This window comes from Malaciobacter sp. (assembly GCF_055140965.1).
In genome coordinates this window covers 33980-51026 of record NZ_JBSRRO010000006.1, presented here as the reverse complement: position 1 = coordinate 51026, position 17047 = coordinate 33980, and the positions used below count along the sequence as shown (strand labels likewise).

The 17047-nt window shown below is 26.1% G+C and carries 13 protein-coding genes and 1 pseudogene; 8 read left to right on the top strand and 6 right to left on the bottom strand.

Annotated features, from left to right (window positions below; translation table 11 throughout):
- Nucleotides 1-129: 129 nt before the first annotated feature.
- On the top strand, nt 130-2529 hold the full coding sequence (locus ACTCCZ_RS03310; RefSeq protein WP_079577581.1) for an SEL1-like repeat protein: 2400 nt from the start codon (nt 130-132) through the stop codon (nt 2527-2529).
- 20 nt (nt 2530-2549) lie between these two features.
- On the opposite strand, the gene ACTCCZ_RS03305 is transcribed toward ACTCCZ_RS03310, so the two are convergent.
- From ACTCCZ_RS03305 to nfo, 5 genes and pseudogenes are all read right to left on the bottom strand, one after another.
- A complete protein-coding gene (locus ACTCCZ_RS03305; RefSeq protein ID WP_079577582.1) occupies nt 2550-3476 on the bottom strand; it encodes an AEC family transporter in 927 nt (308 codons plus the stop codon).
- 114 nt (nt 3477-3590) lie between these two features.
- Nucleotides 3591-5419: pseudogene (locus tag ACTCCZ_RS03300) on the bottom strand (ABC-F family ATP-binding cassette domain-containing protein).
- 108 nt (nt 5420-5527) lie between these two features.
- The gene (dcm, locus tag ACTCCZ_RS03295; RefSeq protein ID WP_079577584.1) at nt 5528-6850 is read right to left on the bottom strand and encodes a DNA (cytosine-5-)-methyltransferase; all 1323 of its coding nucleotides are present in this window, start codon (nt 6848-6850) and stop codon (nt 5528-5530) included.
- A 112-nt stretch (nt 6851-6962) separates the two neighbouring features.
- Nucleotides 6963-8348 (bottom strand): Sau3AI family type II restriction endonuclease, encoded by a 1386-nt coding sequence (locus tag ACTCCZ_RS03290; RefSeq protein WP_079577586.1) that lies wholly within the window; start codon nt 8346-8348, stop codon nt 6963-6965.
- An 86-nt stretch (nt 8349-8434) separates the two neighbouring features.
- On the bottom strand, nt 8435-9280 hold the full coding sequence (nfo, locus tag ACTCCZ_RS03285) for a deoxyribonuclease IV (protein ID WP_079577588.1): 846 nt from the start codon (nt 9278-9280) through the stop codon (nt 8435-8437).
- Nucleotides 9281-9546: 266 nt separating this feature from the next.
- Here nfo and ACTCCZ_RS03280 point away from each other — a divergent pair, with 266 nt between their 5' ends.
- From ACTCCZ_RS03280 to ACTCCZ_RS03260, 5 genes are all read left to right on the top strand, one after another.
- Complete coding sequence (locus ACTCCZ_RS03280) at nt 9547-10500, top strand: NAD(P)/FAD-dependent oxidoreductase (RefSeq protein WP_228145288.1); 954 nt, start codon at nt 9547-9549, stop codon at nt 10498-10500.
- Nucleotides 10481-10756: a hypothetical protein gene (locus ACTCCZ_RS03275; protein ID WP_228145289.1), complete on the top strand. Its 276-nt coding sequence runs from the start codon at nt 10481-10483 to the stop codon at nt 10754-10756. Before ACTCCZ_RS03280 ends, ACTCCZ_RS03275 begins: the two co-directional genes overlap by 20 nt.
- An 87-nt stretch (nt 10757-10843) precedes the next feature.
- A complete protein-coding gene (locus ACTCCZ_RS03270; RefSeq protein WP_079577590.1) occupies nt 10844-12802 on the top strand; it encodes an EAL domain-containing protein in 1959 nt (652 codons plus the stop codon).
- A gap of 193 nt (nt 12803-12995) precedes the next feature.
- On the top strand, nt 12996-14069 hold the full coding sequence (locus ACTCCZ_RS03265; RefSeq protein WP_079577592.1) for a hypothetical protein: 1074 nt from the start codon (nt 12996-12998) through the stop codon (nt 14067-14069).
- Between the two features lie 9 nt (nt 14070-14078).
- A complete protein-coding gene (locus tag ACTCCZ_RS03260) occupies nt 14079-14495 on the top strand; it encodes a hypothetical protein (protein WP_079577594.1) in 417 nt (138 codons plus the stop codon).
- Here the strand turns inward: ACTCCZ_RS03260 and ACTCCZ_RS03255 are convergent.
- Entirely contained in the window at nt 14482-14775 is a 294-nt protein-coding gene (locus tag ACTCCZ_RS03255) for a hypothetical protein (protein ID WP_228145290.1), read from the bottom strand. The two genes, ACTCCZ_RS03260 and ACTCCZ_RS03255, sit on opposite strands and share 14 nt — an antisense overlap.
- 151 nt (nt 14776-14926) lie before the next feature.
- Between ACTCCZ_RS03255 and ACTCCZ_RS03250 the strand changes: the two genes are divergently transcribed.
- The gene (locus ACTCCZ_RS03250; protein ID WP_079577597.1) at nt 14927-16000 is read left to right on the top strand and encodes an epoxyqueuosine reductase QueH; all 1074 of its coding nucleotides are present in this window, start codon (nt 14927-14929) and stop codon (nt 15998-16000) included.
- Nucleotides 15997-17040 carry a lipid-A-disaccharide synthase gene (gene lpxB / locus ACTCCZ_RS03245; protein WP_079577599.1) on the top strand — a complete coding sequence of 348 codons (1044 nt, stop codon included), beginning with the start codon at nt 15997-15999 and terminating at the stop codon, nt 17038-17040. The genes ACTCCZ_RS03250 and lpxB overlap by 4 nt, the downstream gene beginning before the upstream one ends.
- Nucleotides 17041-17047: the final 7 nt, after the last annotated feature.

The following is a 17047-nucleotide window of genomic DNA, read 5'->3' as shown; positions in this document are numbered from 1 at the left end:
TATTTATTCTTAGAATTAAAAAAGAATTAATAGTTTTATATCTTATAAATTATTGTAATTAAAGAGCTTAGATAATCTAACTTAGGTGGTATTTATACTCAAACAAATCAAAAAAGCATAGGAAGGTATATGAAATTTTTATCATCAATAGCTATTACTTTATTACTTTTTACAGGGTGTGCAAACCTTGGATTAAATACAAATAAAGTAAAGCCAAAACAAGAGTTAATTGAAGATGCAAACAATGGAAATACAAAAGCAATTCTTGCATTAGCAAAAAACTATAATTTCCCTAAAACAAAAGAGGGATTATACTATTTTAATAAATGGTACGAAGAACTTTTAAATGTAAAAAGTTCAGAAAATTTAACAGAAATTGCAAAAATTTATGAAGAATATAATGATATGTTCATAAATGGTAAAGAAAAAACTGTAAAACTTTATGAAAAAGCCATAGAACTTAATAGTAAAGATGCCTCAGTTGAACTTATTAAATATTATACTAAAAACTACAAATATGAAAAAGCAAAAGCTTTACAAGAAAAAGTAATTGATGAACTATCAGAAAAACAATTAGCTGATTTATATATTTTCTACAATGATAAATATAAAAAAGAGCAATTAGCTACTATTAAAGAGTTTATGGATAAAAAAGGTTATAAAGAACCATTTGAAGTTGCAATCAAAAATCTAAGAAGAGCAGCATACCAAAATAAAGATAGTGAAGTAAATAGCTTTATTAATGAAACAATTGACACAAAAGATTCAAAAAAGATTTTTCTTCTTGCAGATAAATTAAAAAGATTTTATAAATACAAAGAATCAATTAGAGCATATGAAGCTGGGCTTAAAATAGACAATACAAATGCACAAGCATACTATAAAATTGCTAAAATGTATAAAAGTGGTAACTACAAGCAAAAGTTAAAAGCAGACAAAGATGAAGCTGCAAAATATTTAGAAAAAGCAGCACTTTTAAAACATAAAGAAGCAGCAGCAGAGTTATTAAAATATTACTCTGAAAAACCAGAATTAATGGACAAATTCTTTGCAATAAAATCAAAACTAGAAGAATCAAATGAGGGTAAACTATTTGTTGCTAGATATTATGATAAAAAAAGATATGACCAAAAAGCAAATGCAATATATAATGAATTAGCAAAAGATGGAAACAAAGAAGCAATTTTAGAACTTGCTACTAAAAAACCATCAAAATACAACTTCAATCCAGAAGAGTATAAACTAACTCTTAAATGGCAAGACTATATTTTAAAAAGTGATGATATTGAACTAAAAAAAGAGTTAGAGAAAAAGTTGACTTCTTCATATGGATATAGAGATTACTTTAATGAAACAAAAGAGAAATTAAAAGATCTTCCAACAAATGAAAAAACAGATATCTTAGAACTTAGAAAATCAGCTTTATACAATAAATATAGAAAACCTGAAATTGCAATTGAATATTACAAAAAGGGTGTAGCAGCAGGTGATGTAAAAAGTGCAAAAAATCTTGCAAGATTTTATCTTAGTTCAAAACAACAAAAATATAATGAAGCTATAAAAGTATATGAAGACCTTCATAAAAGAGGTGACCTAGAAGCTACAAGACTGCTTGCAGAATTATATATAAATCCTCCATACTATCTTAAAGATTTCAAAAAAGAGCCTGAAAAAGGTCTTGCAATTTATGAAGATTTAGCTTCAAAAGGAAATATAGACTCAATTAATAGACTTGTAAATCTTTACCTTTGTGGAAGTTGCAAAGATAGTGAATCTATTGTCAACTACAAAAAAGGTTTTAAATACTCTAAAGAACTTCTAGAAAAAAGAGGTTCAGCAAGAGATTATGCAAATATTGCTTGGTCATATCACTATGGAAAAGGTGTTGATATAGATTTATTAAAAGCCAAAGAGTACTATGAAGAGGCTGCAAAAAGAGGTTATGCATCAGCGTACTATAATCTTGCTTGGTTATATTATAAAAATGATGACTATAAAGGGCAAATAATTGAACTTAATTATGAAAAAGCAAAAGAGTATTTAGAACTTGGAGCAAAAGAGAGAAATAGCGCTTGTATAAATCTTCTTGGAGTTTTTTATAAAAAGGGATATGCAGTAAAAAAAGATATGGAAAAAGCAGTAGCTCTTTTCAAAATAATTTATAGATATGACAGATATGCTTCTTTTCATTTAGGTGAATACTATAATGAGAAAAAAGATTATAAAGAAGCAGTAAAATATTATAAAATTTCAGATGAAAGAGGAAATGCTGGTGCTAGTATTGAGCTTGGAGTTATTTATGAAAAAGGTTTACTAGGTAAAAAAGATGTGAAAACTGCTTTAAAATACTATGAAAAAGCTTTTAGAAATAGTGAAGATGAAACTCAAAAAGGTATTGCTGCATACAATATAGGTATTATTTATCAATATGGTAAAGGTGAAATAGAAAAAGATCTGAAAAAAGCAAAAGCTTACTTAGAAGTTTCAACTTATAAAAAGGCTAAAACTCAACTAAAACTAATAAAATAAGTAAGAACTTCTTACTTATTTTAAAAATAGCTTTGAAATAACATCAAGATTATTGAGATAGTAAAAATGGAAACTAATGTTTGTGTTGTAATAATTGCAGACATTAGTTTCAAATCTCCCCCTAACTCCCTTGCAAGAATATAAGCACTAGAAGCTGTTGGCATTGAGCCAAATAAGACTAAAATAGTTAAAGCCTGACCTGTAATACCAAAATTTATTCCAATAAAAAATATTAGCACAGGAAAAATAGCTAGTTTTAAAAATAAAGAACTAAATAGTTCTAATTTTACCTCTTTTATATGTTTTATATGAAGCCCTACTCCAACTGATAAAAGTCCTAGTGGTAAAGCTGCTGAACTTAATATACCAAGAGTATTTTCAATAGGAGCAAATAATCTTATACCAAAATAGTTTAATAAACCACCAATAACACACCCTAAAATCAAAGGATTTTTTAAAATTGATTTTGTAAATGATTTTATATTAATCTTATTATTTGAAGCATATATTGAAAAGATTCCTATACAAAATATATTTATAGCAGGTATCATAAAAGTCATAAGAAGAGCTGCTAAAACCAAACCACTATCACCAAAAAGTGCATCTGTTAAAGCTAAAAAAACATAACTATTAAATCTTATTGCACCTTGATATACAGAAGTAAAAGCCTTACCTTCAAAAAGAAAAACATATTTTGAAAGAAACATTAAAAAAAGAGTTAAAACAACAAGTGTTACTAGCCCTGTTGAGACAAAAGATACTCCATTAATATCATCTAAAGAGGCAGTTGATAGTTTGTATATTAATAAAGCAGGGAAAAGAGCATAATAAGTAAATTTATCTGCATACTGCCAAAACTCTAAACTTGGAAACTCTATTTTTTTGAAAGTATATCCAAGTAGTATAAGAAAAAATATAGGCAAAAGTGCCACTACAATAGTTTGCATAAACTCTCCTATAGCAATTAATATAAAATAAATTTGATTATACAACCTTTATTTATATTTTTAATTAAGCTATATTCTTATAAATAAAATTTAATTTTTCATAAGATTAAAAAATTAAATCTCTTCTAATTTTACATCATATTCATGAATTATGGCATCAAGATTTAATTGAGTTTCTTCAAGCTTTTCAAACTTCTCTTCAACTTCTTTTTCATACTTTAGAATTATTTGAGATAGTTCAATTATCTTACTATTATCTCCTGCATTTGAAGCTTGAATAAGTTCTGCTTGCTCTTTTGTATCAAATCCTCTAACTGTATGATTCTTTGCTCATATTTGTCAACTTCTTTTTTCAAAGGATTTGTTTGTTTATTTCTTTCTTGAATAAGTGCAGCTCTTATTTTTTTATTCTCTTTTTTATTTACCTTAGGAGCTTTTTTTACTTTTTCTTCAACTTCTTCATCTTCCCAACCAATTTTTTCTAAAAACTCATCATATGTTCCATCAAAATAAATAGCTTCATCTTTTGCAAACACAATCAACCTATCACACACTTGACGTAATAGTTCTTCACTATGGGTAACAATAATACAAGAACCCTCAAAATTCTTAATAGCTTTTGTCAAAGAGTCTATTGATTGCATATCTAAGTGGTTTGTAGGCTCATCTAAAAATAGAAGATTTACATCTCTTGCTAAAATTTGAGCCAACATAACTCTACTTTTTTCTCCACCTGAAAGTAATGATATTTTTTTCTTTACATCATCTCCACTAAACATCATAGAACCACAAATACTTCTAACAGTAGATTCTGGTAACTTTGAATTACCAAGATACACCTCATCCATAATTGTATTTTTTGGATTTAAATGCGAGATATTTGTTTGACCAAAGTGAGCAAATGAAGTAGAAGTATGATAAGTTACTGTTCCATCTATTTGTTTTAGCTCTTGTGCAATAGTATTTAATAAAGTTGATTTACCCTTACCATTTTTACCTATAATTCCCAAGGTTTCTGACTTATTTAAAGAAAAAGAGATATTTTTAAATAAAATATTATCTTTTGTATATCCAAAGCTTAGATCTTTTACATCTAATAATACTTTTGCAGGTGTATTTTTAAAATTGAAATCAAAATCAATAGTTGCTTCATGCACTATATCCTCCATCTCATCCATCTTTTCTAATAGTTTTACTTTAGATTGTGCTTGTGCTGCTGTTGAAGCTCTTGCTTTGTTTTTGGCAATAAACTCCTCTAACTCTTTTCTTTTTTTATCTTGTGCAATTTTTTGTTTTTCATGGTGTTCATCATTTGCTTCAATTTGTTCATAAAACTTATGAGTATTACCCTCCAAAATAAATAGACTTTTTCTAATAATCCCCATAGTATGAGTAGTAATAGCATCCATAAAATCCCTATCATGGGTAATAAGAATAACTTCACCATCAAAATTTTTTAAGAAGTTTTTCAACCATCTTAAAGATAAAATATCTAAGTAGTTAGTAGGCTCATCTAAAAGTAAAAGATTTGGTTCAGTGATCAATAGCTTTGCTAAATTAATTCTGATTTGATAACCACCTGAAAAAGATAAAGGATCTTTTTCTAAATCCTCTTTTGAAAAACCCAAACCAAAAAGTATCTTTTCAACTTTGTAAATACTATATTTATCCTCTTCACTTAAAGCAAGTGCAGTCTCATCTCTTAAACTCTTTTTGGTAAACTCAAGATGTTGTTTCAAAGCACCAATTTTATAGCCTTTAGGAATTAATATCTCCCCCGCATCACAAGACTCTTCTTGCAAAATAAGTTTAAATAAAGTAGATTTACCAGAACCATTTCTACCTACTAAACCTACCCTATTTCCTGAGTTTAATCTAAAACTCAAATCAGAAAAAAGCTCTTTTGTTCCAAATTTTTTTGTTATATTTGATAGTTGTATCATTTAAATATTCTTTTTCATATTATTGTATTTATTGTTTTTATCAATAGAAATCATATTCTATCTAAATGGTGCTTTTAATTATTTGTACAATTATAAAAGATAAATATTTCAATTTATTTCAGATAACAATGTATGTCCCAATTTTTCTACAATACCAACTACTAAAGCATTTCCCATTAAAAAAGCTCTTTTACTATCAGAAACACCTACAGTATGATTATCAGGAAACATATTTAGCCGTTCAAGCTCAAGAGGAGTTAATCTTCTATATTTTCCATTAACTTTCACTACATGTTTAAACCGAGAAGGACTTGCTCCTCCTTCACCTGTAATAATTGTACGAGATGGTTTTTCTAAACAATCAGGAAATCCCATACTTCCCTCTGTATACAAATACTTATGTCCGGTAATCTTATTTATTCTTTCTATAGACTTTGCACCTTTTTGATATTCCCATTTTTTCAATTCTTCTGAGTCTATATAAAACTCTTTGGGTATATTCTTTTCATCTTCTAAGAAATCCCTTAAAACAGAAGTTTTCCCATTATAGTTGGCACTGCATTTTACAGTATAATATATACCATTAATCATATATCCAGTATCTAAAAATGCATTTTTCTTTGGTGTTTCTTTATTGAAGTTATTTGTAATATCAACCAAGTCATTACTTAACTTATTAATTAATAAGTCATTTTCTACTATTTCATTTATAGGAAATGTTTTTGCGAAAATTCCAGTATGATTTAAAATTTCTAATGAATTGTTTTCTTTTAAGATATTATAAGATTTAGTATTTTGTTTTGTAGCAAAAATAAAAATACGTCTTCTTCTTTGAGGCATGCCATAGTCACTTGCATTTATAACTCTCCACTCAACTGCGTAACCCAATTCATTTAAAGAAGATAAAATAATTGCAAAATCTCTTCCTCTCTGACTTGCTGGTGATTTTAGCAAACGATCTACATTTTCTAATAATAAATATTTTGGAGCATTTTCCTTTTTATCTCTAATAATTCTATATATTTCCCACCATAAAACACCTTTTTTACCTACTAATCCATGAGAATTTTTTAAAGTACTTGCAACGGAATAGTCTTGACAAGGAAATCCACCAACAAGCAAGTCATGATCTGGTATATCTGATACATCAACAGTTGCAATATCCTCATTGCAGTGATTTTCAAAACCAAATCTAGCACAATATATATCAGATGCATGTTGAGTCTTAGTAGAAGGTTCCCACTGATTACTCCATACAACTTTAAATTCACTATTATTTCTTTTTACTTTTTCTAATCCTATACGAAAACCACCAACACCTGCAAATAATTCAATTGTTTTAATAGTTTGATTTGTAACATTCATTTGCTTATTCATATTTTTTTGTTCTTCTACCTTTTGATAAAAACTAAATAAATTTGGTGTTTTCATACTAAATCCTTATCTTTTAAGAAAGTATACACTCAAATTAAAATTTTATTTTATTTCATTACAATTTGTAATATTTATAGATTTCAAATTATACTTAATTTCTTTAATAAATCTAATTAATAAGATTTTTAGTATTCAATTGTTCCTCTATATATTTTGCATTTAGCCAAAAACATTTTTTAACTTCTTTTGTACCGTACCCTGTATCAATTTTATCATTTGAATTTCTTCCATGTGGACGAACATGTGCAACAGCATTTTCTTTTATTGATGGTAATTTATATGCTTGTTTATTTTTAATTCTTTTTACTGTTTCTTCCCATACCCATTTAACACTGTCTATATCTTTCATAGGGAAATTCCAAAATTTTACATTTCTTAATACATCAAAACCTTCTTTTGTTTTTTGAAATATTACAAAAAGAAATCTTTTTTCATTTAATTGATTAAAGAAATCAGATTCTTCCCATATTTCATTTACAATTTCTTTATATCTAAATATTGGAAAAGAAATTGATTCTACAAGTTTTCCAGAGGGTTCTAAAGCAACCACCTTTAATGTAATATTTGCTTTTTCAAACTCTTCAATTTTATTTGAACTTGCACCTAAAAGTTTATTAATAAGTAATCTACGATGATTCTTAGGTCGTTTTTTATAATGCAAAGAAAAACTCTCTTCTATCTCTAAATTTGTTTTATTAAGATATTTATTAAATCTAGAATAAATATTTTCTTCAATTGTTAAAGGTAACTTTTTATCTTTATCAATTAAACTAATAGTATTCTTATCTTCTTTTCCTAAAAACCTCTGAATAAGATAATTTATATATGTTGTTTTTAAAGAAAAAGCACGAGGTTTCGCACTAATACTATTATTTGGTTGTGGTCTTCTATCTGTAGATTTACTTGCTTTTGTTGCAGCACCTAAATAAGCAGTATCTCCTTCTGATAATAGATGAGCTTCTCCAGCCTTAATCTTATTAACAATAGTCTCCCAATCTTTTTTTATTTGTACAATATCAGCTTCAGATATTTCTGACAATAAATTTAAAAGTTTTACAAACTTAAATTTATAATCTAAAATACTTTTATCTTTTTCAAATAAATAAAACATCAATAAAAGTAATTTATTCTTCTTTAAAAAAGAACTTGTATCCCATACTTCATCAATAATACTCATATAATCAATCATAGAAAAAACTAATCTTTCTTTAGCTGAATATTTATTTTTTGTATGCTTTTTTAGTGGTGTTGTCTTAAGTTCAACTCCTGCATATTTAAAGTCTGGTGATTTATCACTATTATTTCTTATCCCAAAAAGATATTCTTCAATAATATCTCCAAATAAACCTTTACGTTTTCCTTTGTATTTTAAAATTTCTGTACTAAGATATATCGTATCAGACTCATCTAAAATATCTCTTAAACTTTTTTCTAAAAACTGTTTAGAATATTTAAATATTGATGAACTAGAAGTATTGTCATAATTAACTTTCATAAGTAAACTCTTTTAAATTTTTAACAACTATTCTATCTAATAAATAATTACACTAAAGTGATTCTTTCATCATTCATAATAAATCTTTACTTCTCAACCAAATCATAAAGTGCTTGTATCTCTTCTTTCCAAATTGTTTCATCAATTGTTTCAAGAACTAAAGGGATATCATCCATTCTTTCATCATTCATAATAAACTTAAAAGCATCCCAACCTATTTGTCCCATTCCAAGGCTATGGTGTCTGTCCACTCTACTTCCAAGTTCTGGTTTTGAATCATTTATATGCATTCCCATAAGATATTTTGAGCCTACTATTTCATCAAACTCTTTCCATGTTTTATCATAAGCTTCTTTAGTTCTTATATCATATCCAGCTGTAAACATATGACATGTATCAATACATACACCAATTCTACTTTTATCTTCAATCTTATCAATTATATAAGCTAAGTGTTCAAATTTATACCCTAAGTTGCTTCCTTGCCCTGCTGTGTTTTCAATAACAAGTTTTACATCATTTGTCTCATCTATTGCTTGATTTAAAGATAGTGCAATTCTATCTAAACACTCATCTTCACTTATTTTTCTTAGGTGACTTCCTGGATGAAAGTTTAATCTATCAAGTTTTAATATTTCACATCTTTGTATTTCATGCAAAAACCCATCAAGTGATTTTTGTCTTTTTTCTTCTTCTGGATGTCCAAGATTGATTAAATAACTATCATGAGGTAAGATATGTTTTGTTTGGACACCACTTTTTTCTAACTCTTCAAACCACTTATCTAAAGTTTTTGTATCAAAATCTTTTGCTCTCCATTGTCTTTGGTTTTTTACAAATAAAGCAAAAGCTTTACATCCTAACTCTTTTGCGTTTATTGGTGCATTATAAACTCCACCACTTGCACTTACATGAGCTCCAACATATTTCATTATATTTCCTATTTTTAAAAATATAATACAAAAATGCTTCTTTAAAGAAAATATAGTTTTAAAACTATAAAATTTTACAAACTCTATGAAAGTTTAAATTATTTGAAGTATTTAAACTATATCTTACTTGACAACTCTTTTTTATGTAAAACATGTTTTAATCTAATAATTAATATACAAATATATTTGTTTGACTCTTAGTTACTACTTCATTTAATTATTTTTAAAATTAAGAGTTATATAAAAAAGATGAAAAGGCAACATTAATGAAAAAAATAGTAATCATTGGTGGTGGATATGCAGGAATTTATGCATTAAGAGAATTGGTTAAAAATAAAAATATCAAAATAACACTTATTGATAAACATACATATCACAATTTACAACCAGAAGTTTATGATTTAATAGCAAATAAATCAAACTTTGCAGATGTTACGATTGATTTAACTACTTTATGTATGGGATTTAATCACAACCACCTAGAATTTAAAAATTTAAAAGTAAGAAAAATAGATAAAGAAAATAAAAAAATCTATACAGAAGAGAAAGAGATTGTTGAGTTTGATTATCTAATATTAGCAGCTGGAACAAGAACTTTTTTTCCTCCTCAAGTACCTGGATTAAATCACGCTGATGATATAAAAAAACTTCACAGAGCAATTGTTTTTAAACAAAGTTTTGAAAAACAACTATTTGAAAAAATAAAAAATGAAGCAAAACAGTGTGCAGATACGCATATACTTGTAGTTGGAGCTGGTTTATCAGGGGTTGAAATTGCAGCTGAAATGGCATATTTTTCAAACAAATTTTTTAAAAGAGGAAATTTCTCTTGTGAGAATCTAAAAATATCTTTAGTAAGTAGTTCAGCTAGTATATTGCCAGGACTTACACAACAGCTTATAAATATTTCTCAAGAGAGATTAAAATCTTTAGGAATAAATATAATAACAAATACAAAACTTGAAAAAGTAGAAGATGGTTACTGTTTTTTATCAAATGGCACTAAAATAAATCACTCTTTTGTAATTTTTACAGGTGGAGTTGAGGCTTCTCCTCTTACTGCTGAGTTAGATATAAAAACAAACCCAAAAGGGCAAGTTATTGTAAATGAACACATGCAAGTACTTGAACATGAAAATATTTATGCCATTGGAGATATTGCAGAAATTAGAAATAACAATGATGAAATAATGCCTCCAAATGAATGTTACTATTGCTAGAATAAGTGGTTCACTAGCAGGGAGAAATGTTTTAAAATCACTTGAAAATAAAACTCTTGTTAAAACTAATCCTAAACTTGATGGAATACTTATCGCACTTGGAGGAGAGTATGCAGCTGGAAATCTTTTTGGACTTATTCATGTAAAGGGTAAACTTGCATATTACATTAAAAAATTTGTTTTTCACTCATATAGAAAACCTTTGCTTAAACTTATTAAACTAGGTTATAATAGATTTAGAAAATTTCAACATTAAATAGCCTAACTGGCTATTTAATAATAAAATAATATCTTAAGTAACAAATGTATACAATACTAGTAAATAAAATAATTTTGGGCACTAATGGAAAAATCAATAACATATAAAAAACTTATCACACGAATAATTCTTCTTACTCTTGTAATTACACTTTCAGTAGCTTTTATTTATGGAGAGTATTTAAAAAGAGATGCCATTGAAAGACTAACTAAAATTGATGCTAAAAAAACCAGCAAACTAATATTTCAATCTTTATACTCAGCAATGGAAAAAGGCTGGACAAAAGAGGATTTAGAAAATATAATTGATAGAGTAAATACTATTGATGATGAGATGATTGTGCATGTTTATAGAAGTCCAATAGTTGCAGAAGTTTATGGAGATATAAAAGCTGATGCAAAAGCAAGAAAAGCAAATCCTTTTGTAAAACAAGCTTTAAATAATGAGGAAGTATTAAATATCATAGATGATAGTATGATTCAATTTTTTTATCCAATTATAGCAGAACAGCAATGCCTAAAGTGCCATACAAATGCAAAAGAAAATGATGTTCTTGGAGTTATTGATATATCTTATCCAATAAATGATTTAAAAGTATCACTATCTACAATGATAAACTTTTTTGCTTTATTTATTGTTATGTTTTCTATTATTGTATTTTTATCTTTATACTTTGAGTTTGATAAATATTTAGTAAAACCTATAAAAGTATTTGTAGATAAAATAAATGATATTTCTGAAAATAAAGATATAAAACAAAGAGTAAAAATAGATAATAAAATCAAAGAAATAACTTCTATGCAAAAAGTATTTAATAATATGCTTGACTCTTTAGAATATCAGTTTTACAATGATGAATTAACTGACCTTCCAAATAGAAAAAAACTTCTTGAAATAGTAAATAAAGATAAATATGCTTCGTTAATGCTTATAAATATAGATAAGTTTCAAGAAATAAATGATTTATATGGTGATGAAGTTGGAAATGAACTATTAGTTTATATTTCAAATATATTAGAAGAAAACTCACCAAAATCTTCAACACTATTTAAACTTCATGCTGATGAATATGCACTATATTATGAACAAGACCTATCTTTAGAAGAGTTAAAAAGTTTAGCTTTATATCTAATTGAAAGCATAGAAAAAAATGCATTTGTAGTAAAAGAAGACAATGAAGCCCATGTAAATGTATCTATTGGTATTGCTTTAGGAAATGAAGCTTTACTTACAAATGCAGATATAGCATTAAAAATAGCAAAAAGAAAAAGACAAAAATTTATCCTTTATGATTCTTCAATGAAAATAGAGCATGAATATGAACAAAATCTTAAATGGGGCAAAAAAATTAAAGATGCCATAAAAGAAGATAGATTTATTCCATTGTTCCAACCAATTGTTGATACAAAAACTCAAGAAGTAGTAAAATATGAATCATTAATAAGAATGGTTGATAAAAACGGTGAACTTATATCGCCTATTCATTTTCTAAATTTAGCTAAGAAAAATAAACTTTACCCTCAGCTAACAATGATAATGATTAAAAAAACATTTGAAGTATTAAGTAGAATAGACAAAAAAATATCTATAAATTTAAATGTTGATGATATTTTAAATAAAGAAGTTTATGAGTGTATAATTAAACATTTAAAAGTTTCAAATGCTGGACAAAGAGTTGTATTTGAACTTATTGAATCAGAAGGAATTGAGAACTTTGATGAAGTACTTAATTTTATAGAAGATGTTAAGCACTACGGTTGCCAGATTTCTATTGATGATTTTGGTACAGGATACTCAAACTTTGAATATTTAATGAAATTAAAAGTTGATTATATAAAAATAGATGCCTCAATGATAAGAGATATTGACACAAATAGAAATTCTCAAATGGTAACTGAAACAATTATAGATTTTGCTAATAAAATGGGAATAGAAACAATAGCAGAGTTTATTCACTCAAAAAATGTATATGAAAAAGTAAAAGAGATAGGAATACATTACTCTCAAGGATACTACTTTGGTGAACCTACTAGTTTAGACTAGTAGCTAACTAATTTTTTCTAACTTTATTAATAATTTTATAACTTATTATTAGATAATATCTTCTGTTACTTTTAAAAGATACTTTAAGCTCAAAGACAATATCACTATTAGTGAATTAAAATTAAGTATACCTTTAAAATTAGACTTACATATAACAATGTAATTAATTATATAAGTAACTTAGGATTTAAAGATGACAAGTAAAAAATTAGATGATAAAATAAAACTGACAGCAAGAACAGTAAATGTACAAATAGGACAAGAAGTAAAAGTAATCCTAAAACTTTATGATGAAAATAAAAAAATATTAAAACAAAAAGAGTATAAAGAAAAAATACAAGAAAATACAAAAGTAGAGAAAAGATTTACAATCTCAAGCTTAGCAGATGAGTTAAATATAGACTCCTCAAAAGTTAAATATATATCAGGATGGATTGATGCAGATGATGATGGAGAGATAACAAGAGAGTATGAAAAAGAAGTTTGGATAGAAGTAATTGAAGAGAAGACATATCTATACTTTATACTTTATTCAAAAGATTCAGAACATATTAAAAAACTTGAAAAATCTGTAGAAAAAGCATTTAATGATATTAAAAAAGAAATACACTCTAAACAAAACCCAAAAAATCATATTGTTTATTTGAAAGCAGTTAACTCAGCAAATAGTATGATAAAATTTGTACAAAATAAAATTATTGAAAATGGAGGGAAAGACAATATTATTATTGGAAAAATGAAAGCCATTAGAGAAATAAAACAAGACACATCTTTATTTGATAAAATAAAGGAATTTATAAATTTTGAAAAGAAAAAAAATAATCTATTAAAACCGCAAATATATTTTAAAGATGAGATTAATCAACAATTAATAAATGAATATAATAAAAATATAATGAGAAATGAAAAGATACATAAACAATTAAGAAGCAGTGAACACAAAAAATATGTTATGATAAAAGTTGCAAATGATTTAGATAATATTTCAGATATATCAGGAATTGCAGGGTCAGCATTTCTTACAATGGCAAGATTTTACCCAATATCTAGTCCTATTACAATACCAATAGGAGGAGGATTAGAAGTTTTATCTTTTGCAACAACAGCTGGGAAAAATCTTTTTAAATATTTTGCGGATGAATTCAAAAAAGAAGAACTTGTAACAGATTTGATTTTAGCAAAAACTATATATTGTAAAGAGAATGAATTAGCTGAATTTGCATATGATAAAACTTTTTCAGAAATGGCAAAATATTTTTATGAATGAGGAAACTAAATGAAAAAAATATTAAAAGAAATTGCTAAAACTATTATTGTTTTTATTCTACCTACAATCCTTTTGATAATAGGATTATTAGGTAAAGATGGTATTCAACTTATGTCAAAATTTGAAATCAGAAATGCACAAAGTTATATTTTTACAGCCATAATACTATATATCCTTATCACAATTATAATAATTTACAGCTATTATACTGAATACAAAAAAAATATTCCTAAAAAAAAGAAAATTTCATCTCATTTAAATAAATTAGATATAAGATGTAAAAATATAATTTCAACTTTAATTATTGCTTCACTTATAAAATTATTTCTAGATATAGAAAATATCTTTATCAATATTCTATTATTATGTCTAATAATTTTTTTATTTTTCTGTTTATACAAAAGAAAAAAAACTAATTCTTTCTAACTTTTATCAAAATACTATTTTGTCTATCTCTAAAGATGATATTTTTATCATCTTTTTCAAAAAGTTTTTTGATAAAATCTTTTTTATAAGTACTACTTAAATATTGTTTATTAAAACTTTTATAATCTAAGCAACTAAAAGTATCACTACATATTTGATTTTTATACATTTTTAGATTTAATATACTCTTACCAGCAGTAAAAATTTGAACTTGTGTAAAATCTTGATATTTATTTATAAATCCAGTATCATAAAATCTCATAGTTGGAGTTTTAATCAAAATTGTAGCACTGCTGCTTTTAACTGGTTGTTTTACTGCACATGCACTAAAAAGTAAAGTAATGATTAAAAAAATATACTTATTTATAGCTTTTCCTTTTGTTTTGGATTATTTTACTATAATTGCGCAAAAATAAGATTAAAGGTTTGTTTTGTTAGTTCATATTTGTTGTTCAGTAGATAGTCACTACTTTTTAGAAAAGATTCAAGAGGAGTATCCAAATGAAGAGTTAGTTGGGTATTTTTACGACCCAAATATTCATCCATATGGTGAATATAGGTTAAGATATTTAGATGTAGAGTATTCATGTAAAAAATTAGGTATTGAACTTCTTGAGGGTCCATATAATTTAGAACAATGGCTAAAAAAAGTAAAAGGTATGGAGCATCTTCCTGAAAAAGGTGATAGATGCACAGTTTGTTATGATGATAGATTAGAAAATAGTGTAAAAAAAGCAATAGAGTTAGGTCATGATAAATTTACAACTACACTATTAATATCTCCTAAAAAATCACAAGAAAAACTTGAAAAAATAGGTGCAAAACTACAAGAAGAGACAGGTTTAGAGTTTATATTCAAAGATTATAGAGCAGGAAATGGTACCCAAATTCAAGGACAAGTAGTAAAACAACACTCTCTTTATAGACAAAATTATTGCGGTTGTTTATTTGGACTAACTCCTCAAAGAGAAGCACAAAAAAAAGTAATGGATGAGATGTTTAATCCTATCTCAAATCAAATACTTCCAGAATCAATTGAGCAAAGACTTGAACTTTATAAAAAAAGAAATGAACTTGAAGAAAAAAATCAAGAATATAAAATAATAAAACAAAGATTTTTAAACTATCGTTTATTTAATGGAAAAGTTGATATAAATAAACAAACAGTTCCATCATATTTTCTTTTTTATTCTTCAATAAATAGAACAAAAACAAATGGAAGAGTTGAATATAGCAAAGATGGTATTTATTATTTAAATAGAGATGAAATAAAAGTATTAAATATAAATAGTTTCAACAAAATAGCACAAACTTCATATAAAAATGTAAAAGAGCTTATGTATAATCCACCTATTATTGAAGATGAATTAAATATAAGAAATAAAATAGTAAATAATCCATATGACTTAAGTGCAGTTATTATACTTGATGAGATAATTGAAGGTAAATTTGAAATAGAACTAAACACACAAACTTATGATGATGTAAAGGAAGAGATTATATGAAAATTTTAGTAAGTGCATTAGAGACTTCATCAAATATTCACTTAAAAGAGTTAAAAAAACATCTTAATGAAGATATTGAACTTGTTGGTGTATTTGATAAAGAGTTGGGAAATCCTATTTATGATCTAACTGCCCTTGCAATCATGGGATTTATAGATGCACTTAAAAAATTGAGATTTTTTTTTAAATTAAGAGATGAGTTAGTAGAACTTGCAAAAGATTGTGATAAAGTTTTACTTATGGATAGTTCAGGCTTTAATCTACCTTTAGCAAAAAAGCTTAAAAAAACTTATCCAAATAAAGAGATTATTTACTATATTTTACCTCAAGCTTGGGCATGGAAGAAAAAAAGAGTAGAAAAACTTCAAGAATACTGCACAAAACTTTGTTCAATAATTCCTTTTGAACAAGAATTATACTCAAATAAAAAGATGATAAGTTATGTGGGGCATCCACTTTTAGATGAGATAACACAATTTAAACATGAATACAAAAAAACAGATAAGATTGTTTTTATGCCAGGAAGTAGAAAAACAGAAATAATAAATCATATGCCAGTATTTAGACAAATTGCAAGATCAATTCCAAATAAACAACACATACTAATTATTCCTTCAAAATTTGATGATGCTTATATTAAAAAAACTTATGGAGATATAAGTGATTTTGTTGTTTCAAATGATGCTCATCAAAGTTTAATAGATGCAGAGTTTGGTTTTATTTGTTCAGGCACTGCAACCCTTGAAGCAAGTTTAATTGGAACTCCTTTTGTCATGTCTTATGTAGCTAAAAAATTTGACTATTTTTTAGGAAGAATGTTTGTAAAACTTCCATATATTGGTTTGGCAAATATCTTTTTTGATAAAATGGGAAAAAGTGCAATTCATAAAGAGTTTTTTCAAGAAGAAGTTACTAGTAAAAATCTTTTAGATGAGTACACAAATATGAATAAAAACAGATTTTTAGATAATTCAAAAGTGTTAAGAGAATATTTAAAAAATGGTAGTTCAAAAAATGTTGCTCAAATAATACAAAACTAATTTTTTT

Coding starts and splice junctions, on each gene's coding strand:
- dcm (WP_079577584.1), bottom strand. CDS start 6,850: ATGAAAACACCAAATTTATTTAGTTTTTATCAAAAGGTAGAAGAACAA.
- lpxB (WP_079577599.1), top strand. CDS start 15,997: ATGAAAATTTTAGTAAGTGCATTAGAGACTTCATCAAATATTCACTTA.
- ACTCCZ_RS03265 (WP_079577592.1), top strand. CDS start 12,996: ATGACAAGTAAAAAATTAGATGATAAAATAAAACTGACAGCAAGAACA.
- ACTCCZ_RS03260 (WP_079577594.1), top strand. CDS start 14,079: ATGAAAAAAATATTAAAAGAAATTGCTAAAACTATTATTGTTTTTATT.
- ACTCCZ_RS03310 (WP_079577581.1), top strand. CDS start 130: ATGAAATTTTTATCATCAATAGCTATTACTTTATTACTTTTTACAGGG.
- ACTCCZ_RS03280 (WP_228145288.1), top strand. CDS start 9,547: ATGAAAAAAATAGTAATCATTGGTGGTGGATATGCAGGAATTTATGCA.
- nfo (WP_079577588.1), bottom strand. CDS start 9,280: ATGAAATATGTTGGAGCTCATGTAAGTGCAAGTGGTGGAGTTTATAAT.
- ACTCCZ_RS03305 (WP_079577582.1), bottom strand. CDS start 3,476: ATGCAAACTATTGTAGTGGCACTTTTGCCTATATTTTTTCTTATACTA.
- ACTCCZ_RS03290 (WP_079577586.1), bottom strand. CDS start 8,348: ATGAAAGTTAATTATGACAATACTTCTAGTTCATCAATATTTAAATAT.
- ACTCCZ_RS03270 (WP_079577590.1), top strand. CDS start 10,844: ATGGAAAAATCAATAACATATAAAAAACTTATCACACGAATAATTCTT.
- ACTCCZ_RS03275 (WP_228145289.1), top strand. CDS start 10,481: ATGAATGTTACTATTGCTAGAATAAGTGGTTCACTAGCAGGGAGAAAT.